At 69.1% G+C, this 24,615-nt stretch carries 23 protein-coding genes, 1 tRNA gene and 2 pseudogenes; 16 read left to right on the forward strand and 10 right to left on the reverse strand.

Annotation, left to right across the window (positions count from 1 at the left end):
- The first annotated feature begins 142 nt into the window (after positions 1–142).
- The 3 genes from FHX80_RS06130 to FHX80_RS06140 all read left to right on the forward strand — a co-directional run bounded on the left by FHX80_RS06130 (position 143) and on the right by FHX80_RS06140 (position 3,444).
- Positions 143–1,918, forward strand: a complete 1,776-nt coding sequence (locus FHX80_RS06130) for an alkaline phosphatase D family protein (RefSeq protein WP_145763270.1) — start codon at positions 143–145, stop codon at positions 1,916–1,918.
- An 83-nt stretch (positions 1,919–2,001) separates the two neighbouring features.
- Complete coding sequence (locus tag FHX80_RS06135; protein ID WP_145763271.1) at positions 2,002–2,460, forward strand: DoxX family protein; 459 nt, start codon at positions 2,002–2,004, stop codon at positions 2,458–2,460.
- A gap of 309 nt (positions 2,461–2,769) precedes the next feature.
- Positions 2,770–3,444, forward strand: a complete 675-nt coding sequence (locus FHX80_RS06140) for a DedA family protein (RefSeq protein ID WP_145763272.1) — start codon at positions 2,770–2,772, stop codon at positions 3,442–3,444.
- Here the strand turns inward: FHX80_RS06140 and FHX80_RS06145 are convergent.
- From FHX80_RS06145 to FHX80_RS06170, 6 genes are all read right to left on the reverse strand, one after another.
- Positions 3,431–3,655: a DUF2277 domain-containing protein gene (locus FHX80_RS06145; RefSeq protein WP_123470583.1), complete on the reverse strand. Its 225-nt coding sequence runs from the start codon at positions 3,653–3,655 to the stop codon at positions 3,431–3,433. The genes FHX80_RS06140 and FHX80_RS06145 overlap by 14 nt on opposite strands.
- Positions 3,656–4,024: 369 nt before the next feature.
- A complete protein-coding gene (locus tag FHX80_RS06150; RefSeq protein WP_145763273.1) occupies positions 4,025–4,546 on the reverse strand; it encodes a P-loop nucleotide/nucleoside kinase family protein in 522 nt (173 codons plus the stop codon).
- 180 nt (positions 4,547–4,726) lie between these two features.
- The gene (locus FHX80_RS06155; protein ID WP_244318142.1) at positions 4,727–5,701 is read right to left on the reverse strand and encodes a transposase family protein; all 975 of its coding nucleotides are present in this window, start codon (positions 5,699–5,701) and stop codon (positions 4,727–4,729) included.
- Between the two features lie 190 nt (positions 5,702–5,891).
- The gene (locus FHX80_RS06160; RefSeq protein ID WP_145763274.1) at positions 5,892–6,596 is read right to left on the reverse strand and encodes a hypothetical protein; all 705 of its coding nucleotides are present in this window, start codon (positions 6,594–6,596) and stop codon (positions 5,892–5,894) included.
- Positions 6,593–7,024 carry a hypothetical protein gene (locus tag FHX80_RS06165; protein WP_145763275.1) on the reverse strand — a complete coding sequence of 144 codons (432 nt, stop codon included), beginning with the start codon at positions 7,022–7,024 and terminating at the stop codon, positions 6,593–6,595. Before FHX80_RS06165 ends, FHX80_RS06160 begins: the two co-directional genes overlap by 4 nt.
- The gene (locus FHX80_RS06170; protein WP_244318143.1) at positions 7,024–8,919 is read right to left on the reverse strand and encodes a glycoside hydrolase domain-containing protein; all 1,896 of its coding nucleotides are present in this window, start codon (positions 8,917–8,919) and stop codon (positions 7,024–7,026) included. The genes FHX80_RS06165 and FHX80_RS06170 overlap by 1 nt, the downstream gene beginning before the upstream one ends.
- 188 nt (positions 8,920–9,107) lie before the next feature.
- On the opposite strand from FHX80_RS06170, the gene FHX80_RS06175 reads away from it, so the two are divergent.
- Complete coding sequence (locus tag FHX80_RS06175) at positions 9,108–10,082, forward strand: transposase family protein (RefSeq protein WP_244318144.1); 975 nt, start codon at positions 9,108–9,110, stop codon at positions 10,080–10,082.
- Positions 10,083–10,151: 69 nt separating this feature from the next.
- On the opposite strand, the gene FHX80_RS06180 is transcribed toward FHX80_RS06175, so the two are convergent.
- Entirely contained in the window at positions 10,152–11,783 is a 1,632-nt protein-coding gene (locus FHX80_RS06180; RefSeq protein ID WP_145763276.1) for an ISAzo13 family transposase, read from the reverse strand.
- A gap of 91 nt (positions 11,784–11,874) precedes the next feature.
- Between FHX80_RS06180 and FHX80_RS35490 the strand changes: the two genes are divergently transcribed.
- Together FHX80_RS35490 and FHX80_RS35495 are read left to right on the forward strand one after the other, a co-directional pair.
- On the forward strand, positions 11,875–12,252 hold the full coding sequence (locus FHX80_RS35490; protein ID WP_280118771.1) for a methyltransferase domain-containing protein: 378 nt from the start codon (positions 11,875–11,877) through the stop codon (positions 12,250–12,252).
- 3 nt (positions 12,253–12,255) lie between these two features.
- The gene (locus tag FHX80_RS35495) at positions 12,256–12,603 is read left to right on the forward strand and encodes a hypothetical protein (RefSeq protein WP_244318146.1); all 348 of its coding nucleotides are present in this window, start codon (positions 12,256–12,258) and stop codon (positions 12,601–12,603) included.
- On the opposite strand, the gene FHX80_RS06190 is transcribed toward FHX80_RS35495, so the two are convergent.
- Complete coding sequence (locus tag FHX80_RS06190) at positions 12,596–13,036, reverse strand: DUF7144 family membrane protein (protein WP_145763277.1); 441 nt, start codon at positions 13,034–13,036, stop codon at positions 12,596–12,598. The two genes, FHX80_RS35495 and FHX80_RS06190, sit on opposite strands and share 8 nt — an antisense overlap.
- 215 nt (positions 13,037–13,251) lie before the next feature.
- Here FHX80_RS06190 and FHX80_RS06195 point away from each other — a divergent pair, with 215 nt between their 5' ends.
- The 4 genes and pseudogenes from FHX80_RS06195 (at position 13,252) to FHX80_RS06215 (ending at position 16,445) form a co-directional block, all read left to right on the forward strand.
- Positions 13,252–13,749 (forward strand): GNAT family N-acetyltransferase, encoded by a 498-nt coding sequence (locus FHX80_RS06195; RefSeq protein WP_145763278.1) that lies wholly within the window; start codon positions 13,252–13,254, stop codon positions 13,747–13,749.
- The gene (locus FHX80_RS06200) at positions 13,746–14,246 is read left to right on the forward strand and encodes a GNAT family N-acetyltransferase (protein WP_145763279.1); all 501 of its coding nucleotides are present in this window, start codon (positions 13,746–13,748) and stop codon (positions 14,244–14,246) included. The genes FHX80_RS06195 and FHX80_RS06200 overlap by 4 nt, the downstream gene beginning before the upstream one ends.
- 270 nt (positions 14,247–14,516) lie before the next feature.
- Positions 14,517–14,756 (forward strand): annotated as a pseudogene (locus tag FHX80_RS06210) (dihydrofolate reductase family protein); the annotation flags it as partial.
- Positions 14,757–15,185: 429 nt separating this feature from the next.
- Positions 15,186–16,445, forward strand: coding sequence for an MFS transporter (locus FHX80_RS06215; protein WP_145767108.1), 1,260 nt, complete (start codon positions 15,186–15,188; stop codon positions 16,443–16,445).
- Between the two features lie 259 nt (positions 16,446–16,704).
- On the opposite strand, the gene FHX80_RS06225 is transcribed toward FHX80_RS06215, so the two are convergent.
- Positions 16,705–17,391, reverse strand: coding sequence for an alpha/beta hydrolase (locus FHX80_RS06225; protein ID WP_145763280.1), 687 nt, complete (start codon positions 17,389–17,391; stop codon positions 16,705–16,707).
- A 658-nt stretch (positions 17,392–18,049) separates the two neighbouring features.
- On the opposite strand from FHX80_RS06225, the gene FHX80_RS06235 reads away from it, so the two are divergent.
- The 4 genes and pseudogenes from FHX80_RS06235 (at position 18,050) to FHX80_RS06250 (ending at position 21,526) form a co-directional block, all read left to right on the forward strand.
- Positions 18,050–18,250, forward strand: a complete 201-nt coding sequence (locus tag FHX80_RS06235; protein ID WP_145763282.1) for a superinfection immunity protein — start codon at positions 18,050–18,052, stop codon at positions 18,248–18,250.
- 504 nt (positions 18,251–18,754) lie between these two features.
- Positions 18,755–19,417, forward strand: a pseudogene (locus FHX80_RS06240) (transcriptional regulator); the annotation flags it as partial.
- Between the two features lie 586 nt (positions 19,418–20,003).
- Positions 20,004–20,591, forward strand: a complete 588-nt coding sequence (locus tag FHX80_RS06245) for an RNA polymerase sigma factor (protein ID WP_244318147.1) — start codon at positions 20,004–20,006, stop codon at positions 20,589–20,591.
- A 41-nt stretch (positions 20,592–20,632) separates the two neighbouring features.
- Positions 20,633–21,526, forward strand: a complete 894-nt coding sequence (locus tag FHX80_RS06250; protein WP_145763284.1) for a CU044_5270 family protein — start codon at positions 20,633–20,635, stop codon at positions 21,524–21,526.
- Between the two features lie 399 nt (positions 21,527–21,925).
- Here FHX80_RS06250 and FHX80_RS06255 read toward each other — a convergent pair.
- A tRNA-Val gene (locus FHX80_RS06255) sits at positions 21,926–22,000 on the reverse strand.
- 220 nt (positions 22,001–22,220) lie between these two features.
- Here FHX80_RS06255 and FHX80_RS06260 point away from each other — a divergent pair.
- Both FHX80_RS06260 and FHX80_RS06265 read left to right on the forward strand, forming a co-directional pair.
- Positions 22,221–23,021 carry a DUF4097 family beta strand repeat-containing protein gene (locus FHX80_RS06260; RefSeq protein ID WP_425281675.1) on the forward strand — a complete coding sequence of 267 codons (801 nt, stop codon included), beginning with the start codon at positions 22,221–22,223 and terminating at the stop codon, positions 23,019–23,021.
- A 71-nt stretch (positions 23,022–23,092) separates the two neighbouring features.
- A complete protein-coding gene (locus tag FHX80_RS06265; RefSeq protein ID WP_145763285.1) occupies positions 23,093–24,469 on the forward strand; it encodes a hypothetical protein in 1,377 nt (458 codons plus the stop codon).
- Positions 24,470–24,615: the final 146 nt, after the last annotated feature.

The raw sequence follows: 24,615 nt of genomic DNA on the forward strand, positions 1-24,615 counted from the left end.
CCCTGAACAGTCCCGGGAACCGCCCCACACTCCCCCGTCGTTCCGTACCGTACGAACCCGCCGTACGAACAACCCGTACGGAACCGTCCGTACGAACAGCCCGTGCGGAGCCGTCCGTACGGAACGACGCGAGGAGCACCACATGGCCGGGCTGCGCCTGGGACCACTGCTGCGGTACGTCGACTGGGAGACCGCCTCCACCGCGACGATCTGGGTCGAGGCCGACCGGCCGTGCACGGCCGTGGTCCGGTGCGCGGACGGGGCCTCGGGCTCGTCCCGGACCTTCGCGGTCGCCGGGCACCACTACGCCCTGGTGGTGGTGACCGGCCTGACTCCCGGCTCCACCACGGCTTACGAGGTACTGCTCGACGACCACCCGGTGTGGCCGCCCGAGAACCACCGCTTCCCCGCGAGCACCATCACCACCCCGGCCCTGTCCGCCGACCACGGCGGCGGCGCGGACGGCTGCGCGGGGAAGGCCGGCGTGGACGGCGGGCCGGGTCCGGTCAGGATCGCGTTCGGCTCCTGCCGCTGGGCGGCTCCGCCCGCCGGCGGACACCTGCCGGGCCGGTCCGACCCCGTCGGACCGGACGCCCTGGACACCCTCGCCGCCCGGCTCGCCGCCGACCCCGACGCCGAACGCCCCGACGTTCTGCTGCTCCTGGGTGACCAGGTGTACGCGGACGAGACCTCGCCGGCGACCCGGCGCAGGCTCGCGGCCCGGCGCGATCTGGACGAGCCGCCGGGGGCGGAGGTCGCGGACTACGACGAATACACCTGCCTGTACGACGAGTCGTGGCGCGACCCCGAGGTGCGCTGGCTGCTCTCGACGGTTCCCAGTTGCATGATCTTCGACGATCACGATGTCATCGACGACTGGAACACCAGCGCCGCCTGGCTCGCCGAGGTCCGCTCCACGTCCTGGTGGCACGAGCGGATCGTCAGCGGGCTGATGTCGTACTGGGTCTATCAGCACCTGGGCAACCTCTCCCCCGCCGAACTGGCGGCGGACCCGCTCTACGCGGCGGTGCGCGCCACCCCCGACGGCACCGAACTGCTGCGCCGGTTCGCGGCCGGGGCCGACGCGGACCCCACCGGAACCCGCTGGAGCTACCGACGCGTTTTCGGCCGAGTACGGCTGCTCATGGTGGACAGCCGCGCGGCCCGGGTGCTCGACGAGCGGCAGCGGGCGATGCTCCACCCGCAGGAGGCGCGGTGGCTGCGCGAAGAGGCGCTCTCCCGGCCCGGTTCCTGCGACCATCTCCTGATCGGCACCTCGCTGCCGTGGCTGCTGCCGCCATTGGTACACGACGCGGAACAGTGGAGCGCCGCGCTGTGCCGGGGCGAGCGGGGCGGGCCCGACGGCCGCTGGGCGCGCATCGGGGAGCACCTCCGACAGCGCTCCGACCTGGAACATTGGGCCGCCTTCCCCGATTCGTTCGGGCAACTGACGGAGCTGATCCGGGAGGTGGGCAGCGGCCCGGACGCGCCGGCGACGATATGCGTGCTGTCGGGCGATGTGCACCATGCGTACATCGCGGAACCCACCTGGCCCGCCGCGACCCCCGGTGGTGCGCCGGATGCCCTCGTCCTGCAACTGACCTGCTCTCCCGTGCACAACTCGATCCCCGGCCCGCTCAAGGCCGGCTTCCGTTTCGGCTGGAGCCGGGCGGGGCGGCGGCTCGGACGGCTGCTGGCACGGCACGGGCGCATTGGTACACCCCCGGTCCAGTGGCACAAGGCGGGCGGTCCGTGGTTCGGCAATCAGCTGATGACACTCACCCTGCATGGCCGGAAAGCTGCGCTGTCATTGGTTCAGGCCAACTCTCGGAGGACAGGGGCCCAGCTTGAGACGGTTTTCGATCGCTCACTGACCAACGGCGGACCGTCTTCTTTCAGCCGGTCAACTAAACGTTGAACTTGCAAGTATTGGTGAGGCCTCCCTAACCTGTAGCGCTCAGTCGGTTCACGTCCCCACCAGACCGAAGGAGCCCTCCCCCCATGTACACACGCCTGAATCGGGCCCGGCCCTATGCCCTCGCGCTCTTCCGAATCGTCGTAGGCCTGCTCTTCGCCTGTCACGGTGCCGCCTCGCTCTTCGGCATCCTGGGCGGCGCCATGGGCGGCGGGTCGATACCCGCCGGCACCTGGCCCGGCTGGTACGCGGCGGTCATCCAGCTCGTGGGCGGCATCCTCGTGATGCTGGGCCTCGGCACCCGCATCGCCGCCCTGATCTCCTCCGGCTCCATGGCGTACGCGTACTTCAAGGTCCACCAGCCCGGTGCGCTCTTCCCGTTGCAGAACGGCGGCGAGCCCTCGGCCATCTACTGCTGGGTGTTCCTGCTGATCGTCTTCACCGGCCCCGGAGCCCTGGCCCTGGACCGGCTGTTCACGTCCCGCTCCACCGCACGGAACGCCGAGGACCGCACGCCCGAGGCGGCCTCCCCGGTCGCCGTCTGACCGTACGGACCGCCGGGCCCGCGCCGAACGGGCCCGCCGCGCCGCCTCGGGTACGCGGGGGACGCCGCTCCCCGCGTACCCGAGGCGCGGGCGCGGCGCACACCGGTCACACGGCGAGGCGCACCGGTGACACGGCGAGGCGCAAACGAGTTACGCGCGAGGCTCATGTGACATACACATGAGGTGCCCAACATCACGCATATATATGGATCTACAGGTGAACGGCAGGCGTACGCTGTACAGCTGGCCCTGCCGCTCCTGCCGCTCCCCTGCGACGTCGCGGCGTTGTCACGAATCGGGGAGTAGAAGGTGCTTGAGAGTGTGGGTGCGCTGACCGGCAGCCCATGGATTTACGCTGTGGTCGCCCTCTCGGTGCTTCTGGATGTCTTCCTCCCCGTGCTGCCCAGCGGTGTCCTCGTGATCACGGCCGCCACGGCCGCCGCCGCGGGCACCACCACGGTGGCCGCCGACGCCGCGGGCGCCGCCCGTCACGTCACCGAGGTCCCCTCGCTCCTGGCGCTGATCCTCTGCGCGGCCAGCGCCTCGGTGCTCGGCGACCTCGTCGCGTACCGGCTGGCCTGGCGCGGCGGCCCACGCCTGGACCGGGCCATCGCCCGCTCCCGCCGCCTCACCTCCGCGCAGGAACGTCTCGGGGCGGCGCTGAGCCGCGGCGGTGGTGTACTCGTCGTCATCGCCCGCTTCGCCCCGGCGGGCCGCTCGGTCGTGTCGCTGGGCGCCGGCGCCTCGCACCGCAAGGTGAAGGAATTCCTGCCGTGGTCCGCGGTGGCGGGCGTGGCCTGGGCCGGTTACAGCGTGGGGCTCGGCTACTTCGGTGCCCAGTGGCTCGGCGCGAGCTGGCTGGGCACGGCGATCTCGGTCCTCGCCCTGTTCGTCGCGGGCGCGTTCGCCGCACTGCTGATGCGACGCCCCGCCGCGGCAGCCGCCGCTGCCGCTGCCGCCGCCCCGGCCCCTACGGCGTCCTGACGCCTCCCCGCACTTCCAGACCGTCCAGCAGCCTGGCGGTCGACGCGGCGATCTCGTCGACGGCACGGTCGAAGACTTCCCTGTTGTGCGCGGCCGGGGCGCGGAAGCCGGACACCTTGCGCACGAACTGCAGGGCGGCGGCGCGGATGTCCTCCTCGGTGGCCTCTTCGGGGAGAACGGGTGGGCGAAGGGTCTTGATGCTGCGGCACATGCCTCAAGTGTGGACCGCCCCACTGACAACGCCCCGGCCACCGGTCCGCCCCCTCTGCCCTGCCCCCTGCCCCGCCCGATCGTGCCTCCCCCATGAGCGGCCCCGCCGGTCCGCTGAACGGCGGGAGGCCGCGTGACGCCCGTCAAGCGCGGACCGCTCCCCAACAGCCGCGGTGTCCTCCGCGTCCGGACAACCGACCCCGGGCCGCTGCGACCCGACCGGCTGCGACGCGACTGGCCGCGCCGACGCGTCGGCCGGCCCTTGGCGCCATGCACCCGGCCTCCCCGCAGAGGATCCCAAGGCCACAGGTCAGAAGACGGACTCAGCGCCTGTCCCTGGGTACTGGCCCCGGTGGCGTACGGGCAGGCCTCAGCTCTTGACGGCTTCCGCGATCTGCAGGGCGGCCTGGGCGGGCGTGAGGTGCGTGGTGTCGACGACCTCGGCCTCGCTGTGCAGCCACGTGCGGGCCGCCTCGGCGTAGGGCTCAAGGTATTCGAGACGGAACGTGGAGGGGCCGAGAGCAGCGTCCCCCTCGATGCGCCCGCGGAGGGTTTCCTGGTCGGCGTGGAGAACGAAGTGCCTTACAGGAATGTCGTATTGGTCGAGGCCCGTGCTGATTTCGCGCCAGTACTGCTCGACCAGGACAGTCATGGGCATCACCAATGTGCCGCCGGCGTAGTCGAGTACACGGCGGGCGGTCTCGACCACGAGCGGCCGCCACGGCGGCCAGTGCTGAAAGTTGCCGGTCCAGGGCAGCCCCGGCGTGATGTCCATGAGCGTCTCGCCGACCTTCTCGGCGTCGAACACCCGTGAATGCGGGATCAGTTGCTGCACGAGTGCACTGGTCGTCGTCTTGCCTGCGCCGTGGGTTCCGTTGAGCCATACGATCATGGGTTTACACCCTAATACTGTGCGGGTACCCGAAAATACCCGCGCGCCGGCGAACGTCTCGCGTCGTCATCCGCGGGTGATCTCATCGAGCAGCAGTGACGTCCCTTGTCGGATTCGGGTTCGGGTGCGGGTTGGGGAGGCGCCCAAGGCCCCGGGGAGAGTCGCGTTCACCCGATTTGATCACGGGATGCCGTGGAGGGTGAGGATGGCTTCGGGGCGGGTGTGAGCGCGGCGGCCACTGGCGATGTTGGCCCAGCCGGCCGGGTGGAGGGCGGCGCGGGCCAGGTCGCGGAAGACACTCACGACGACGGGGGTGCGGTGGCGGCGGGCCTGGCTCAGGTCCTCGCCGAAGACGACGTCTTTGGACCAGTGGACGGTGGATTCGATCATCCAGTGCCCGCGGGCCCAGGCGGCAATCTCGGCGGCGTCGGCCTGGTGGGCGGCGAGGTCGGTGACCGCGTAGACGGTCTCGGTGCTCCATTTTTTCGTGCCGAGTCGGCGACGCTTACGGTGGATGATTTCGTTGGTTTTCGCGCCGATCTCACGCAGGGCCGCGGTCAGCGCGTCGTCGTGGCGCACCGCGCTGAGCACGAACACCTTCGATCCGTCGGCGCGTACTGCACCGCGCAGGCATTTACCGTCGACGGCGATCGCACGTCTGCGGATGGTCTGATGGCCTGGACGGACGCGTCGGGCGGTGCGGTGGGCGCGGCGCTGTTCACGCTCGCGGGTGCCGTCCGGGTTCACCGGCGCAAGGGGTGCGGTGGCGAGAGCGGTCAGGTGGGCGAAGCCGGCCGCGGTCAGCGCCGCGGGATCGACCCTGGCAAACGCGTCACGCAGGGTGCGTTCACCCGGAGCGCGGTAGCGCCCGGCGAAGGGATCGTACGGGCAGCCGAGCCGGGCCAGAACCTCCTGCTCACACCGCCGTGCCCATTCCGCGATGGAGACAAGGGAGTTGTGCCCGGCACAGGTCATCGCGCAGACGCCGACGGCGAGCAAGGTGGTCAGCTGGAAACGTCGCCCCCGACGGGCGCGTGGGTCGGGCACGCGGGCCAGGGCATCCAGGAGCCCGGGCGGCACGACCGCCGCCGGGTCGACGGGCGAGGGCGTCGTGACGGGCGCAGCAGCGGAGAGAGAAGACGAGGCAGCGGGCACGGCAACCTTGCAGATCGTGAAGCGTAGAGAACTCCATGATCTACAAGCGTCGTGCCCGCTCTGCGTCCGGAGCCCGCCACATGATCAAATCGGGCGAACGCGACTCTCCCCGGGGCCTTGGCATCACCCCAGATCCGACCGCTACGACCACGGACCCGTCGAACCTATTCGGTCACAGCACTGGCAGTTTTCAACGTGTGTTCTTCGCCGCTCGAGAACGAGAGATCCGGGAGCGGTTGAAGGCGTCGATGCCGCCCGCGCCCTTTCCTGGGCGGGTGTTCCAATCACCGATGCGGTCAGCCAGTGCTTCAAGGCGCCGGTCGCCCGGAGGGGTGGCGATGTGGAAGTGGGACTGCTTGAGCGGGTCCAGCTCGCCGCCCCACGCCACGACTTCGCCCACGTCGGCGAGAATGTCCTCCACCACTGTCACCGCGAGCTCACTCATGCCGTTGGCGGCCGTACCGCCCAACGGGTAGAGCATGGGCTGAATCGCCACAGCCGTCCCCGACAGGTAATTCGATTCGAAATCCACCCCCACCGTGCGGTCCGTGGTGTGCCCTGCCAACTCCTCGGGCCGGAGCGTGTCGATCTCGTAGGCATAGCGGCGCACTACGTACAGCAGCGCGGTCGCAGCCGGGCCCTTCGCGAGCCTCACGGTGAGCTTCGGTGCGCCCTGCACCCGGTACTTGGTGGCCTCGTCCAGAACGGCCCAGCCATTCGCGGACTTCCGTCCGATCCATTCCTTGCCTGCCGGTAGCTTCACCTGCTCGGCCCTCGGCCGTGGCTTCGGCCGGGTCGACGCCTGCGCGGGGCTCCCGGTGGTGGCGAGTGCGAGGCCGGCAGCGGTAGCCGTGCCTGCTCCGAGCAAACGTCTACGGCTGGTTGTACCGCTCATGAGGAGACCAGCTCCTTTCTATGGAAAATCGCATAGGCGATCCGGAACAGAGCAAGGGCAAGAGCGCTGACGGTGAAGACAGCGAGAACGACGATCGTGGGGTTCACCCACGCGGGTACGAGACTGACCTGCTCGTTGCATGCGTTGGCCAACGGGAAGTAGGACGTGCCGTCCGCTCCCGTGCGGTCGCGCCATGCCTGGTCGTAGGTGGTGTGGTGGGTGAGCTCGCAGGTTTCCCTGACGTCCAGGCCTCCTGAGAAGACGCCGAAGCCCCACACCACGACCGTGAAGCCGCCGGCGATCAGGGCGGCACCGATGAGCACGAGAGGCCGCTTGTGCCATCGTGGATGCTGTTTGGCGCCGCGACGCAGCATCAGCAGCCCTGCCAGGACGGCCAGGACGAGAGCTGCGAAGATGAGGTTGAACATCAGGACTCGGCACCGACCCTTGCGACGATCGCGTCGACGAACCCCTGGCAGAAATTCTGCAGCTTGTCGAACCCGCCGGGCAAGTTCGCCAGCACTGTCGGAGACTGCGCCCCCTTCGCCAGGATCAGCGCGGAGCGCGCCAGATTGAACGTTTCGTTCTCCATCGTCAGATCGTTGAACGCCTGGTCCCTGCAGTCTGCCGCGGTGGAGAACCGCTTGCTGAAATACTGCGTGAACCGGGTGAGGTGCCCACCGCCGTTGCCGTAGTGCTCCCGCACGATCTGGTTGATCGGAGTCCCGGCGTTGCAGGCGCGGGCAATCAGATAGCCGTCGGCGTCTTCAATCAGGTCCTGGAAGGAGAAGGAAGAGGAAACACCCGGCTTGGCGAGCTTCGCGTCGCAGTACGCCTTGCCGGAAGCGTACTGCTGCTCGTCGTTGCGCCAGTTGGCGTAGAAGGTCATGAAGTCGCCGCCCCACCCGGCGATGTCCCCACTGTTCACCGACTTGGGATTCGTGGGTTGGGTAAAGAGTAGGTGGCCGTTAGCGGTGGCCAGCAAGTGATCGGGGCCGATTTCGTAGCCCGAGTTGGGGTCGGTGAAACCCTTCTTTACCGTGTGGCCCTTACTCTTGGCGTAGGTGACCCAGTCCCTGTCGTAATTGCCGATCAGAATACCCCAGTTCAAACCGCCGTACTCTTCGTGGCGGACGAACTCCATCACCAGTTGGGATGCGCTGCGGCTGGTGGAGTTGGATGCCTTGTAGTCCTGTGCGGTGGCATACAGCTGGTCAATGTAGGTCATGAAGTCCGCCGCAGGCGACGGAGCGGCAGCCAAGGACCTCACACCGGGATCGCTATACGGGCGCCACACGTCGTGGTCCAGGTCGATCTTCCCTCCCTCTCCGCCGGTCTCGATGCCGCTGATCTCCTTGATCTGGTTGAACGACCAGTTCGCAGGCAGGGGGAAACCGAGGTTCCCGGAGAAGCCCCAGGACATACCGGAGACGAACGAATACCGGGCGTAGGTCTTCTGGGTGGCGTTGATGCACACATTCCGCGACCCGTACACGCCGTGGATGTACTTCTTGCCCCGGTCCGCCAAGCCGACTACCACGCCGTTGAAGTACTTCACGATGAAGGGGTCCATCTCGTCCTGAGTGGCATCGAAGTCCACCGCGAAGTAGATGACCGACCCACGCGGGATATTGAACTTGGTCGCCTGCTCATGCGCTATCAGAGCGTGCTGGAAGCCGGTGGTGTAGTTGTACTCGGTCACGTCCCGACCATGAACCTGCATGATCGGGAAGAATTTCAGGCCAGCGGCGAGAATGGTCTCGAGCTCGCCGGGCCGGATCTCCTTCTCAAAGTTGGGGTCCGGGCTGTACAGGTACCGGCCGACGATCTCGCAGCCGCTGTTCTTGAGCCACTTGGCACGGTCGGCGTTGATGACGAACCGGGTATCGGCGCCGGTCACATCACGGTCGGGGTTGCCCATGGACACGAGCAGCTGGCACCAGGTGTCGTAGTCGGCCCTGCCGGCTCGTTGAGGGAGATACGAGAATTCCTGGAACAGCCTCACATATTCGGTGATGTTCGAACTGAAGGTGGAGGTGAAGGCGGTACGTACCCCGTCCGTGCCGACGGGCACCGGCTCGTTGAACACGCACGCGGCGGTGAACAGGCTCACCATGATGCCTGTCGCGCCCTCGGCGAGCGTGTGGTTCTTCAAGGCGGCTTGGGTGCCGGGGCCAAAGTTTCCGTTCGGAGCGGCGATGCCCATCTCGTACTGGAGAGCGATCACCAAAGACTTCTGCACATCGCGCGAGTACAGGCCGTCGCACGGGCCGATGTTGTAGGCCGACTTTTCAAATAAATGAGAGTCCCCGGCAGGCGCCACTCAGAAGATTCGGCCTCGTAATTGCGTTACAGAATGGTCCATCCCGCGCATTGGATGGGCCATTCCACCAAGGCCCCGGGGAGAGTCGCGTTCGCCCGATTTGATCATGTGGCGGGCTCCGGACGCAGAGCGGGCACGACGCTTGTAGATCATGGAGTTCTCTACGCTTCACGATCTGCAAGGTTGCCGTGCCGGCTGCCTCGTCTTCTCTCACCGCTGCTGCGCCCGTCACGACGCCCTCGCCCGTCGACCCGGCGGCGGTCGTGCCGCCCGGGCTCCTGGATGCCCTGGCCCGCGTGCCCGACCCACGCGCCCGTCGGGGGCGACGTTTCCAGCTGACCACCTTGCTCGCCGTCGGCGTCTGCGCGATGACCTGTGCCGGGCACAACTCCCTTGTCTCCATCGCGGAATGGGCACGGCGGTGTGAGCAGGAGGTTCTGGCCCGGCTCGGCTGCTCGTACGATCCCTTCGCCGGGCGCTACCGCGCTCCGGGTGAACGCACCCTGCGTGACGCGTTTGCCAGGGTCGATCCCGCGGCGCTGACCGCGGCCGGCTTCGCCCACCTGACCGCTCTCGCCACCGCACCCCTTGCGCCGGTGAACCCGGACGGCACCCGCGAGCGTGAACAGCGCCGCGCCCACCGCACCGCCCGACGCGTCCGTCCAGGCCATCAGACCATCCGCAGACGTGCGATCGCCGTCGACGGTAAATGCCTGCGCGGTGCAGTACGCGCCGACGGATCGAAGGTGTTCGTGCTCAGCGCGGTGCGCCACGACGACGCGCTGACCGCGGCCCTGCGTGAGATCGGCGCGAAAACCAACGAAATCATCCACCGTAAGCGTCGCCGACTCGGCACGAAAAAATGGAGCACCGAGACCGTCTACGCGGTCACCGACCTCGCCGCCCACCAGGCCGACGCCGCCGAGATTGCCGCCTGGGCCCGCGGGCACTGGATGATCGAATCCACCGTCCACTGGTCCAAAGACGTCGTCTTCGGCGAGGACCTGAGCCAGGCCCGCCGCCACCGCACCCCCGTCGTCGTGAGTGTCTTCCGCGACCTGGCCCGCGCCGCCCTCCACCCGGCCGGCTGGGCCAACATCGCCAGTGGCCGCCGCGCTCACACCCGCCCCGAAGCCATCCTCACCCTCCACGGCATCCCGTGATCAAATCGGGCGAACGCGACTCTCCCCGGGGCCTTGGGGGCTGTCGAGAAATTACTGGTGCGTGTCGGGTCAATCGTCTGTTGTCGTTGCGTGTATGACGTAGCGGGCGAGTTCGCTGGGGTCGATAAGACGGACCGGGAGCGGGTCGCTGTGGTGGCCGTGTCGCTGTAGCAGGGGGCGGGTCTGCTGGAGGAGGGTGCGCATCTGGTTCTCGCCGACGCGGAAGAGGTGGGCGATCAGCGAGGCGGGCAGCCCGCGCTGGTCCAGGACGGAGGCCCAGATGATGTTTTCGACCGCGAGTTTGCGGTGGCGGGGTCGCTGGCCCGGTGCGAGTTGGTCGATCAACTCACGAACTCTGCTGACGAGTTGGTCGAGGGCTTGCCGGGTGAGACCGGTCAGCACCGGGTGGGTGGCCAGCGCCGCGTCGAAGGTGTGGGCCTGGCGGGGATGGGCTCGGCGCCCTTGCGGCTGCAGCGGCACGGCCGGGGCGCCGGGCTGCGGCGGAATGGTGTAGTTCCACTCGCCGTGGAAGTCGTCGGGGTCGATACGCAGCGCCGCAAGGTGCTGGGCGTCAATCTCGATACCGGTGGGATAGGCGCCCTCGTCCAGGCGGGCGCTGACACGCAGGCCGGTCGTGGTCGTGGTGGAGGCGATCAGGTTGAGAGCGACTTCGTAGCTGGTCAGCGGGCGGGCGCGCCAGTTCATGGAGATGAAGGAGAACAGGCGATGTTCGACCTTGTTCCATTTCGATGTGCCTGGGGGCAGGTGGCACACGCTGATCTCCAGACCCGTCTCGGTGGCCAGGGCGGCGAGGTTGGCCTTCCAGGCGCGGGCGCGGGAGCTGTTCGAGCCCCCGCCGTCCGCGGTGATCAGGAGTCTGTGTGCGTCGGGGTAGGCCGTTTGGCCTTCCTCCCTCCACCAGCGGCGCAGGGCCGCGACCGCGAACGCGGCGGTGTCGTGGTCGGTGCCCACCACGACGAAGCCGGTATTGCGCCCCAGGTCGTAGATGCCGTACGGGATCGCCGTACCGGTAGCGTGGGAGGGGAAGTCGTGGTCGAGGACCTTCACCGGCGCACCCGGCGGCACCCACTCCCTCCCGGCCTGCGCGAACAGCCCGATCTGCTCCTTCTTCTTGGTGTCCACACTGATCACGGGATCGCCGGCGGCCAGGAACCGGCCCACCGTGTCGTTGAGGTGCCGGAACTGGGCATCACGGTCCGGGTGCGAACTCCCCGCCAGGACCCGCGCGTTCGCGCGCAGGCTGAACCCGGCCTGCTTGAGCAGCGCGGCGATGGTGTCCCGGCCCACCGCGTGGCCCTGGGCGGCCAGTTCACCCGCCAGGTGGCGCAGCGACTTCGTCGTCCACGTCAGCGGCCGTATGGGATCACCCTGGGTACTGTCCTCGACCAGGGCCAGTAGTGCGGCCCGCAGCCCCGGATCCTTCTCGGCCGCGGCCGGACGGCCCGCGCCGGCCCGGCGGGTACGGCCGTGTGGCGCGGGATCCTCCTCCAGCTCGGCCAGCCCACGGGAGACGCAGCCCTTGGAGACTCCTGCCGCCTTCGCGACGGCGGCGATCCCACCGTGACCGAGTATCCGGGCCTCCGCCCCGTACAACAACCGACGCTGACGCTCGTCCAGATGCGGCGTCACCGCCTCCAGCTTCGCCCGCAACGGACCGATCAACTCATCGAAACGCCCCATACCACATCAACGATCCGAAGGCTCGGAAGCAACCCGTAGAAAATCGACGGCCCCTTGGGGAGGCACCCGATCCACGGCCGGGACCTGCCGGCTGAGTCAACGGGAGCAGATCAACATGGGGTGCGGCCCGGGCACCGATCTGCCGGCGCCGGCGGAACGCGTGGGTGACAGCGGCACCGTGATCGGTGTCGACCGTGACCAAGCCATGCTCACCCGGGCCCGGGAACGCACGGACGGCCTGCACCAGGTGGAGATCGGCGAAGGCGACGTGCATGACCTCCCCGTCGAGCCCGGAACGGTGGACCGGGCCAAGATCGACCGAGTCCTCATGCACGTCGCCGAACCCGCGGACGCCCTTGCGCAACTCCATCGCGTAACCCGGCCCGGTGCCCGGATCGGCCTTTGTTCGGCGAGACGCGCGAGGCTCCGTCCGATCGTCGCGTTGCGGACCGCTTTTTCGGTGGTGTAGCGGGTGAAGGCGCGGCTCGAAGCGGGCTTCCGGGTGAAAACCGTGCTCGCAACGACACCGGTCTTCCGTGACTTCCAGGAGGCGGACCACACGCTGGGCCTCGGCCGCAACATGCAGCAGGCCATCGACACGGGCCGCGTCGACCGAGAGCGCGGCCACCGCTGGTTCACGGGCCTCTCAGCAGGGCGTCCGAAGATCCTCGGCGTCGACGATCAAGGTGTCCCCAATCGGGCTCGGCAGGTTCGGCGGCGATGGCGGATGCCCCCGGACCCAGGCAACCGCCATCGCCGCCGACGGGCCGACTCCATGGCCGGTGCCGCCGTCGTACCGTTGCCGGTGCCCGTCAGATGAGCGCCTTCGAGCGATCCGTGCACAGGGCCCAGATCACGAAGGTGTCGATCGCGAGGGAGATGACGGCCCAGATCGGCTGGTAGGGCAGCCACATGAAGTTGGCGATCATGTTGAGCGCCGCCAGCCCCACGCCTATCCCGCGGGCCAGGCCGACGCCCCTGAGGATTCCCCAGCCGACGAGGACGAGGATGATGCCGAGGCCGACGTGGACCCAGCCCCAGGCCGTCACGTTGAACTTGAAGACGTAGTCGTTGATCCGCGCGTAGACGTCGTTGGACACGATTCCGGCGATGCCCTTGAGTATGTCCAGAACACCGTCGACCATGAGCAGGATTCCGGCGAACATGGTCCCGCCGGCCGCCCAGGGGTTACCGCCCCTCGAATCGGTCGCGCGCGAATGGGAGGTGCCCGACGTGGGCGCTGACTGTGCCATGGGAACTCCTTGTCCGGTGGGACTGCACGTCAGACCGACCCTGGTCGGCACGTTCGGCGGCGGCCACTTGGGCGCAGCCGAAGGGGTGAGGGCGGTGCCCGGTGCGGCCGGGGAAAAATCCACTTGGCACGGGCGTCTGCCGGACGGAATCCTTGACCGTCACAGATGTGGTCCGCAGATGTGGTTCGGAAGTGTGGTTCGGAGGTGTGGTGACGATGACCGACGTCGTGCTGAGACTCTCGGCCCGCGATCTGCTTCCCGGTGATCTGGAGTCCTGCGGGTGGTCGGGCTCGCCGCTCCACCTGGAGAACGTCGCGGGACAACTGGCACGGGCCCGGCGCGGCGAGGTGGACTACCTGGCGGTGTGTCCGCCGTCGGGTGTCCCGGTGGCGATCGGCGGGATCGACTACGGCGCCCGGAGGGGCGCGGGCACGCTGATGCAACTGGCGGTCCATCCCGCGCTTCAGTCCTGCGGGATCGGCAGGTTCCTGATCGGCGCCGCCGAACGCCGGATCACCTCCCGCGGCCTGCGACGGGCCGAACTCGGCGTGGAGGAGAACAACCCGCGGGCCCGCGCACTGTACGAGCGCCTGGGATACGTGGCGTACGGCCGACAGCCCGATTCCTGGGACGAATCGGCCCCGGACGGCTCGGTTCGCCGATGCGAGACGGTGTGTACGCAGATGGCCCGGGAACTACGCTCGGAGGCATGATCGAGACGGAGCGACTCACCCTGCGGCCTCTTGAGATCTCGGACGTCGATGCCTTCGTCGAGCTCCACGCCGATCCGGAGGTCAATCGATTCGTCGGGGCCTACTCCCGTCAGCAGGCGCTGGAACGGCTCGCCGATATCGAGCGGCAGTGGGCCGAGCGGGGTCATGGCCTGTGCGCGGTGGAGCTCCGGTCGAGCGGCGAGTTCATCGGCCGAACCGGTCTGCAGTACTGGCAGCAGTTCGACGAGGTCGAGTTGGGATGGACCCTGCGGGCGGAGTGCTGGGGGCGCGGATGCGCGACGGAGGCGGCGCAGGCGTGCCTGGACCGGGGCTTCGCCACGCTCGAAGCCGATTACTTCACCGCCCTCATCCGGCCGGGCAACATGCCGTCGGTGAAGGTGGCCGAGCGCCTCGGCTTCGCGCCGCGTCGGCAGGACGAGCTGAACGGCAACCCGGTCACGGTCTACACGCTGGATCGCCCCACCGGCAGCCGGTGACGTCCGGCGTCGACGTCCGACGTCAGCATCCGGCGTCGCCCCACAACACCCGCTGACGCTCGGTGCCGTCCAGCGCCGTTCAGCCTTCGGAAACAGCGCGTTCGTAGGCCAGGGTGAGTTCGGCGAGGACGCCGTCGGCACGTTGAGGACGGCCTTCGAGGTGCATGGCGCGGAGCTCGTCCATGAACCTCTCCCCCATTTCGGGGCCGCCGCGAGCGAGGAGCCGGGCACGGATCGACAGCTCGGGTGACGTCGGGAGCCACCGAGGCGCTGGCACGCGCGAAGGAGGCCGCCGGCGGCCGGGACGTGCGCCTCGGTGGCGGGGTCGCGACCATCCGCGAGTTCCTTGAGGCCGATCTGGTCGACACGATGCACGTCGCGGTCGCGCCCGTCGACCTGGGCCGGGGCGAACGCCTGTGGGAGAGCCACACCGACCTGCTCGACCGCTTCCACGTCGATTCGGTGCCGAGCCCCAGCGGAGTCACCCACCTCCTGTTCTGGAGGCGATGACCGCTGGTGGGCCGGTGGTGGCCGCCAGTGGCCACCACCGGTTCGCCGGTTCGTCCCTGCGAAGGTTCCGCAGTCGCTTGGCGAGTCCGCCCGGCGACCGGCCGTTATTCACTCCCGCCGGAGAGGATCGGCGACTAGCCTTCGACCACCCAGTGATTCTTGAGGAGTTGAGATGCCCGGTCGCCCGAGCGCGCGCTGACGCTGCAGGTCGTGATCGACCCGTCATCGCGTGCTGCCTCTGACTCCGTCCGACTCTGCGGCACAGCGAGCCTTTCCCGCCCGATTCGGCGGTGCACTTCTTCGTGCGCCGTCGGGCGAGTCCTGCCTTCCGCAGCTCAGGGAGTCATTGTGCCGTCCGCTTCTCCGGACAGAACCTCCGACAAGCCGCATCCCTCTCCCCCTCCCCCTTGCCGCCCGGCTCCGCCGAGTCTGTGGCGGGATGCCGACTTCCGCAGGCTGTGGGTGGGCCAGACCGCGTCGCAGTTCGGGGCGCAGGCCGGTCAGGTGGTCCTGCCGCTCGTCGCCGTGGTGTCTCTCGACGCGGGGCCCGGTCAACTCGGCGCCCTGCGCGCGGTGGAGCAGGCGCCGATCCTGCTGCTCTCGCTCTTCGCCGGCGCATGGGTGGACCGCAGGCGCTCCCGCACGGTGATGGTCCTGGCCGACTGCGGCCGGGCGCTGGGGATGGCAGCGGTCCCCGCCGCGTATCTGCTCGGCGTCCTCGGACTGCCCGCACTGTTCGTGGCCGCTCTGCTCGTCGGCGTACTGAGCGTGTTCTTCGACGTGGCGTACCAGGCCTCGCTCGTACGGCTCGTGGACCGGGCCCAGTTGGCGCAGGGCAACAGTGCGCTGGAGGGCAGCAGGTCAGCGGCGCAGATCGGCGGCCCCGCGCTCGGCGGCACGCTGGTATCACTGCTCTCGGCACCGCTCGCCACCCTCACCGGTGCGTTCTTCTTCGTGGTGTCGTCCGTCTCGATCTGCCGGATCCGCAGGAGCGAGCCGCTTCCGGAGCGTTCCGGAGGACCCGCTCGCATCTGGCGGCAGATCCACGAGGGTCTCCAATTCGTCGTCAGCAACAGCTCGTTGCGGGCCGTGGGGCTGGCCTCGGCGCTCTACCAGTTCTCCTTCGCCGCCCTGATGACCGTCTACCTGCTCCACCTGCCCCGCGGACTGCATCTGTCGGGCACGGCTGTCGGCCTGGCGCTCGCGGCGACGGGACCCGGAGCAGTCGTGGGGTCGCTGCTGGCGGCGAGGCTGCCGGGGAGATTCGGGTTCGGCCCGGTGCTGGTGGCATCGGCGGTAGTGGCCGACGGCGTGATGCTGTGCGTACCGGCACTGCACGGTTCCACCGCTGTCACACTTCCCGCGCTCATGGGGGTCAACTTCCTTTTCGGTACGTTCAGTCAGCTGGTCAACGTCACGGCGATGGCCGTACGGCAGGCCGTCACGCCCCTCCGGCTCCAGGGCCGGGTGGTGGCGACGATCAACTTCGTGGGCATGGGGCTGACACCGCTCGGCTCGTTGCTGGGCGGCTTCCTGGCCGTTCGGTGGGGGCTGCGCACGAGCCTGCTCCTCACCGCAGTCGCCATGGCGCTGTCCCCGCTGTTCATGGCCCTGTCCCCGCTGGCCCGCCTCGGGAAGTCGCTCCCGGACGAGCATCAGCCGGGAGCGAGGCGAACCAGCAGCACCTGACAGGTGCCGAACCGATGCAGGAACCGACCCGGTTCCTCCCGACCACGCGCGGACGAGCTCCGCCACGGCTACGCGATCGCGTGTGAGGTCGAGCAGATCTCGGGCGGGCGGGTCACGCTGCGAACCGGCACGCTCTACGGAATCGGCGCGTGTTACGCAGGACCGCTCGACCGGATGCCGTTCATGCGCACCGTCCGGCCGACGGTTCACACCCGCCTGATCCGACGTACCCGCATCCCACCCGCGCACCGCGCCGCGCTCACCGCGGCACTGCGCTGAGGCGACCGCCCCCGGGACGCGGCAAGCTCCGCAGAACGGCAGCGACTCTCCCGGGCTCGCTGACGAAGGGCGAATGGCTCGTGTGCCAGGTCAGCGCGCTGGAACAACGCCTGCTCATCGCCCGCTGCAGACCGGGGTCGATCGCGCGGTCCCGGGCGCAGATGACGTACGTGGAGGGCGTGCTCTGCCAGGCTCGGCGCTGCGGCACGCCTCGCCCGCATCCCGGCCCCTGGGGCCGCAGCAGCGACGCCGCCCAGGTCGCACGCTCGATCGGGGCGTCGTCGTAGAACACTTCCACGGCTGTCGCCGGGTCCACGTGGGTGCGGCCGTCTCCGTCCCGCACGACGGAAGAGCCGAGCAGCTCGCTCGAACCACCGAGACCGGCCGCGCTCTCACCCTCAGCCGGCACGAAGGCGGCCAGATACACCAGGTGGCCAACGCCCGTCAGACCGGTGATGACCGACCCGCCGTAGGAGTGACCCAGAACCACCGGCGGCTCTCCCATGGCATCAACGGCCGCCTGTACGGCTTCGGTGTCGGCCGGAAGCGAGCCACGATGCAGTTCCGGAACGGCCACCTCGACTCCGTCGGCACGCAACTCCCGTACGACCAGATCGAAGTGCCGGGGGTCGTGATAGAGGCCGTGCACCAACACCGCGCTGTTCACCAAGGTCCCCAATCCACCGGAGCGGCCACTCGCTCAACAGCATGATCGCCCCCGGTCACCGTGCTCCGGAAGCCGATCTGCCGCACAGAGCCTCGAGGGCGATGACAACCTCGGCGGCCCTTACGGCCTACTGGGGGGTGGAGAGGCGGGGCGGCCCGGCCGGGGCGCTCTGCCGGCCGGCTCTCCGGAGCCGACCGGTCACCGATTTGTCACGGACTCTCGATGAAGCGGACGGACCAGGCGTAGCCGCTCAGGTTGTCGTGCGGGACCCGCCGGACCTCTGTGACCTGGCATCCGTCGTGCGCATACTTGTGGGCGAACCGTTCGAGGCGCTGCGCGTCAGTGAGATCTTCCATGGACAGCGGCGCTCCGACGACAAGGTCTTCGTGAAGGACTGACTCCGGCGCGGCACCGTCCGCGCAGGCCGAGCAATGATGCGTTTTGGGTAGGGCCATAGGGCCAGTGTGCGCCTGACTCGGCCGCCCGGCGCCCACAGGACGATCGGCCGCTTCCCGCAGCGCCTCAGAGCCTGTCCGCAGATCATGCGGCCGGCAGCACTTCGGGCCCGGGCCTACGGTCCAGTCGCGGGACGGGGAAATATGGCGAGTGCCGAGCGACCCGGCTGAATCCGCATCCGCCCCAAGGTGCAGGAGATCGCATGGACATCGTGGTGACTGGGCTGATCGCCCTGATAGGCCTTGTGGTCTACCTCCTTCCGTCGCTGGTCGCGTTCAACCGAGGGACGGACAACAGATGGCTCGTCCTGGTCATCAACGTGATCTTCGGCGCAACGTTCCTGGGCTGGGTTCTGGCCCTCGTCCTGGCCCTGCGTAAGCCCAAGGTGCCGTCCACGGCGTGACGTCTGCGGACGTGTACTCGTCCGGCCTGCCCAGCGCCGCAGGCCGACGAGGAAGTCGCGGAAGCCACCGCGCGACTGGATCCGCTGCAGCGCTCAAACAAGATCGTTGGCACGCCCGCTCACTCGCCGCTCACGCAGAAGGTCCCAGCCCCTGTTCAGGACTCAGGTCCAGGTCAGAAGCCTGGAGTGTCAGTCAGGTTCACCGGTGTCGTCGCCGCCCAGAGCTTGTCCGCGAGCCCATGCGTACCGGAGCCTGACCACGCCACGCCCCCTGTCCTGGCTACGGTCGGCGGCAGGGGCGCTTCGTCGTGCCTGGAGCGCGCGAAGACCCCATCGCCACGGGGGAGATGGGGCCTTCGGAGGTACCGGTCACCGTGGCGGCGGGTACCGTTCTGGTGTCGAGTCAGAACGGAGTTCAGTATGCACGCTCTGCCCCATGACCACACTGGCGCACGCATCAAGCGGCTGCGCCTCGAACGCCACCTCACACAGAAAGCCCTGTCCGACCTCGCGACGATCGCCCTGTCCCGAATGGAGTGGGCGGCCGAGCGCGGATCCGGCGCCGTCGTCGGCGGCATGTACCGATACATGCGCGCCCTCACCTACCTCCGGTCCGGGCAGTACCGCACTGGGGACCGACTGATCCGCATGGGGCTCGGCGTCCTGGACCAGGCGGCCCCGGGCCGTGAGCGCGACGTGCTCACTGGGCAACTCCACCTCGGCGCCGCGGTGATGGCCGGGCGGGCGCAGGACCGGGCAGCAGCGGACGGGCACCTGGACGAGGCAGCCCGCATCGCCGCGGTCACGGGTGACGCGTCGGATGTCCACTGGCTCAGCTTCGGCCCGACGAATGTGTCCGTGCACCGGGTGTCCGTGCTGGCCGAGCTCGACGAGTACGGGCAGGCCGCACAGGTCGGCCGGACCATCGCCGTGCCGAGGACGTGGCCGGCCTCACGAAAGAGTCACCACTTCGCGGAACTTGCGCGTGCACAGATGTGGGACGGGTCGCTGGATGACGCCTTCGCGAATCTGCTGCGTGCACGGAAGGCAGCTCCGCAGCAGGCCCGTTATCACCAGACGGTGCGGGAGACGTACGACGGGCTGGAGGCAGCGAAGCGACAACTCCCGGACAGCTTCCTCTCGTACGGCTCCTGGCTGGGAGTCTGACGCACCGTACATCTCTGGCCCCGACTATCACCATCCCGTGATAGTCGGGGCCTTTGCGTGCCCCCACCATGACTGCACCAGCCACCGACGGGAGCCGACCGTGACCCCGCATACCGCCGCCGCAGTTCTTCTGCCTGACCCGGCGACCCTGCACGAGGAACAGCAGAGAGGCGCGCGCCGCATCTGGTGTGTGGTGTCTCTTTCGTCCGAGAGCGCCCACGATTTCGGGCCTCGAACGATCGATGTGCACGGCTCCCTGGTGGTCTGGTTCCCCCGCTCCTGCCGCACCTGCTGGAAGAACCACGCACCATGCTGACGATCAAACCGGCCTCCAGCGAGGCCACTTACCGCGCTTGGGTCGGCCACACCGTCACGTGTACCACATGCCGTGCTGGTGTCGCCTGGGGCCATCAGGGTGCCTATGTGGTGCAGGAGATCGTGAAAGCGCCTGCACCAGAGCCGGACCGCATCGGCCCGCGCCGGCCCCAGCGCCGCTGTCCGCACCTCAATGCGGCGCGAACGCTCGCCGGAGTGGACGACAAGTAAGGGGTGAGACCGCCGCCGGGCGGTCGGAGACGGAGACTCTGTGGACCCGGATCACAACGACCGCGACCGCGACAGCGACGCCCAGTTGACACACGCGGCGAGTGACGCGGCGACGTTCACACCATTGGTGGAGAAGTATTCGCCCGCGCTGCACGGCTACTTCGCCCGGCGCGTCCCCGGCGCCGCCGATGACCTGCTGGCCGAGGCGTGGCTGCAGGCGTTCGCCGCGCGGCGCACCTTCGACGCCTCACGCGGATCGGCCCGGGGCTGGCTCTTCGGGGTGGCCCGGAACGTACTGGCCGGGCACTTCCGACGCACCGGGCGGGACGCGACCGCGCCGGCTGCCGCCGCCAGCGACCCCTGGCAGGCGGTGGACCAGCGGCTGGACGCCGCCGCGCTGGCTCCCGCACTGCGTGAAGCGCTCGCCGATCTGCCCGCCGAGGAGCGGGAGTTGATGCTGCTCGTCGCGTGGGAGCAGCTGACGCCGACCGAAGCCGCCGCCGCTGTCGGCATCCCCGCCGGCACCGCCCGCTCCCGCCTGCACCGTGCACGGGGTCGGCTCCGCGAACGCCTCGCGCCACCCCGTCCGGCATCGCGGCAGCTGACGGTGACCGGAGACCTGACATGACCCAGAGCACCCCCGAAACGTACGATCCGAAAGGGACCAGCATGACCGAGCGACAGGATCTTCTCGACTTCCCCGGCACCGAGGCGCTCCAGGCCGCGGGCCACGTAGAGCTCCCCTCCCCGCAGGCGCTCGCCCAGGCCATGGTGGCGGTCCGGGCGGCTGCGCAGGACGAGGCGGTGGTGACCCCGCTCCGTCGCCGCCGCCTCGCGTCCGGCCGGCGGATCGTAGCGACGGCCTTCGTGGCGGCCGCCTGCGCGGCCGGCGTCGTGGTGTACACGAACCAGGGCGCGGGATCGCCGACGGCACAGGCCCCGCAGCAGGCCAAGACCATCAGTGCCGCAACCTTCCTGACCGACACCGCCGCAGTGGCCGCAGCCGGGCCGATGCCGTCCGGGCAGTACTGGAAGATGCACATGAAGGTGACGTACGAGAACGGCAAGTCCAGCACGTTCGACGAGTACATCTCGCGATCCGGGTACCACATCGTGGACGGCGGCCAGACCTTCAAGAAGCCCGCTTCCGGCTGGCGCCTCGGGTCGAAGACCGTCGACTGGAACGGCCTGGACCAGCTGCCCACAGACCCGGCGAAGCTGCTGGAGATCATGGAGAGTTCGAAGGAGTACGCAGGCCAGAGCGCCTTCCTCCAGGCGAGCAGCCTGCTCGCGGAGTCACCGGCGAGCCCGCAGCTGCGCGCCGCCCTGTTCAAGGCGCTGGCCGGGATGAACGGAGTCAAGCTCGTCGGCAATGTCAAGGACAGCGCCGGTCGCGAAGGTACGGAGCTGGCGTTCAACGGGATCTCGAGCAGCGACCGTACGATCGTCGACCCCAAGACGAGCCTGCTCCTGGAGGCGACGCAGACGTCGACCAAGGGGCACCTCGGCCTGATCGATCGCCGGACATACCTGTCCGTGGGGCCGGCCGAGAAGATCGGCTGACCGTACGCGAGGCAGCCGCCCCCGGCGCCGTCAGAGCGCCGGGGGCGGCTGCGCACCGGGGCCGGGCGTCGGTCGGCAGCTGCAAGGCTGCATGGTTGCGCACGTAGCCGAGATCACACCGCTGGCCTGGGTGAATGGGGTTCAGGGTCTCGTGCCTGTCGTTTCCCCCGATCAGGATTCCTCGCTCTGGTTGCGCGATCGACGTGGCCGGGGCCCAGAGCGGGGCGGAGACAGGAGCGCAGGACCCCGACGGTGAGCCGGAGAGCGCGCGACGAGCAGATCGAGTGCCTTGACCTGGGGGGAGGTTTTCTGCTCATCTCAGTGCGACGCAGCCGAGGGACTGCCGTCACCTACTACCGTCAACGCCCCCGCAGCGGCTCGCTGCGGGGGCGTTTTGGCTGGTGGGCGCGGACGGTTTCGAACCGCCGACATCTGCTTTGTAAGAGCAGCGCTCTACCCCTGAGCTACGCACCCGTGAATGAGGCAACAGCGTACATGGACTACGGCCCCCGGTCACAAACGGTTGCCGGCGGCAGCCGTCGGAGGGCGCCGGAGCTGTGCGGGGGAGGCGGGGGATATCCCCACCCCGCATACGGTAGCCGTCCCGATTCCCCGGGGTACCGGCTCGCGCATACCGTGAACCGGCACGCAGAGCGGCGAACCGACCGTCGCAGGACCTGGGGGAACGATCACCGTGGCACTCCGCACCCGTACCCGCGCTCGCACCCGTACCCGCGCTCGCACCCGCACACTCATCGCGTCCGGCGGAGCGGTGCTTGTCGCCCTTGCTCTCACCGGTTGCGGCAGTACGGACGCCGTCGACGCACCGGTCGAGCACAAGTCGTTCGCGTTCAGTGGGAAGACGCTGACCATCGACACGGCCAATACGACGCTGGAGCTCGTACCGGCCGATGTGAAGAAGGTCGAGGTGACCCGGCAGGTCGACGGGTGGGTGGTGCTCGGGAACGGGCCCGATCCGAGCTGGATCATGCGGGACGGCACGCTGACGCTGAAGGTGAAGTGCGAGGCCTTGATCAGTAACTGTGACTCCAGGCATCAGGTGAAGGTGCCGCGCGGGGTGGCGGTCACCGTGCACGGGGACAACGGGAGGATCGTCGCGTCCGGGTTCGACACCCCGCTCGATCTGCGCTCCGACAACGGCAGGGTGACCGTGCGCGACTCCAGCGGGCCGCTGAAGCTGGGGAGCGACAACGGCGGCATCGTCGCCGAGGGGATCTCCGGTTCGTCCGTGACGGCCGACTCGGACAACGGTGCGGTGCGGCTGGGGTTCACGGCTGTGCCGACGCTGGTGGACACCGTCAGTGACAACGGCGAGGTCGTCATCGAACTGCCGGGCGGCAGTACGTCGTACGCGGTGAGCACCGAGGCCGACAACGGGAACACGTCGGTGGAGGTGCCGCGCAGTGACGACAGCCCTCATGTGGTGAGGGCCCGGAGCAACAACGGCGAAGTCACGGTGCGAAGCGCGAACTAACCGGCCCGTGTGTTCGTCCTTACCTGGTGGGAGAATGTACCGGGCAGGGCGAATCGGCACGGGAGAGGGATGTGACGGCGACACACGCGAAGCCGCAGGCGAGAGCGGGTGCGAGTTCCGCCGTCAGAGATGTCCGCGATGTCCTCGCGTTGATGCTGCTACCGGTGCCGCTGCTTGTCGGCGCATTGCCGGCCGCCTTCGCCGGCGGTGGTACACGGCGCTGGTTCGGCGGGCGCGGGGAGGGGCAGCGGGCCGAGGCGCAGGCCGCGAAGGACGCCGCCGCCGCGGCCTTCTACGAGCTGGACACGGCCCAGCGCGATCTTCGGATCTCGATCGAGACGATCACCGCGGTGGACAGTTCCCCGGCCGCGCGCAAGGCCGTCGACGACTTCGCGGCGCTGGGGCGGCGCATCGACGAGGCCAGCCGCTCCTACATCACCGCCGTCGACGCACACGATCTGGATCGCGACGACCTTGAGCCGTCGATCGCCACGCAGGCCAGGGCCCAGCTGTCCTCCGCCAAGGACGATCTCCTCCGGGCCAAGGTCGAGCTGGACCGGTTCGCGGCCGGTCTCGGGCCGCTGCTCAGCAGCGCCGAGACCCAGCTCGCACGGCTCGCACCCGCCGTGGAACGGGCGCGGCAGGCGCTCCTTTCCGCGAGCAATGCTCTCGACGCGGTGCGGCAGTCCGGACTGCGAGCGGATGATCTCGCCGCGCGGCTCGCCGCCCTCGCCCCCGAGCTGACCAAGCTCAACCAGGGCGCCGGCCGGCACGGCGTGGCCGAGACTCTCCAGCGTGCCGATCAGGTGTTGCGCGATGCCGAGGCCGTACGGGCCGAGGCTGCTCAGTTGCCTGAGCGGGCCGCCGAGATCGATCGCCGGCTCGTGACGCTGCGTACGCGCGCACAGGCGTTGACGACCCGCTCCGCTTCCGTCGAACCCGTGCTCAGCGAGTTGCGGCGACGGTTCTCGGCCGCCTGCTGGCAGGACCTCCAGCCCGTGCCCGAGCAGGCTGCGGTCAATGTGCGCCAGGCCGAGGAGAAGCTGAAGGAGGCGGCCAAGGCGCGCGACGAGCAGCGCTGGGCCGATGCGACCTCCCGGCTGAGTACGGTACGAGCGCTGCTCAACACCACGGACGAGGCGGTGTCCGCGGCCGGTGACCGGTTGCACCGGCTGAACGAGGTGGCCAAGGACCCGCAGCAGGAGATCCAGCGGACCCGGTTCGCGATCCGGGACGCCCAGCGGCTGGCCATGGCCGGGCGCAACACCCCCGATCCGCGCCATGCCCGTCCGCTGGACGACGCGGTGGCCCGGCTCGACCAGGCCGTCGCCGGTCTTGAGGGGCGCCATCCCGACTACTGGCACTTCCTCACGGTGACGGAAGGCGTACGGCAGACCGCCGCGCGCGTGGTCTCCGAGATCCGCGGGGAGCGCGGGGCCGGTATCTGACCCGCTCCCCGCGCAGGGATCGGCACGGCGGTCGTCCCCCGCCGGGCCGGATGCTGCTCCTTCGTGCGCCGGGTGTCCGTGCGCGGGGCCTACCGGCTCCGCGCGGCCGTGTGAGCGCTGACGTGCGCCGCACCCGCCGCAGCGCG

The sequence above is a fragment of the Streptomyces brevispora genome (genome assembly GCF_007829885.1).
GTDB lineage: Bacteria > Actinomycetota > Actinomycetes > Streptomycetales > Streptomycetaceae > Streptomyces > Streptomyces brevispora.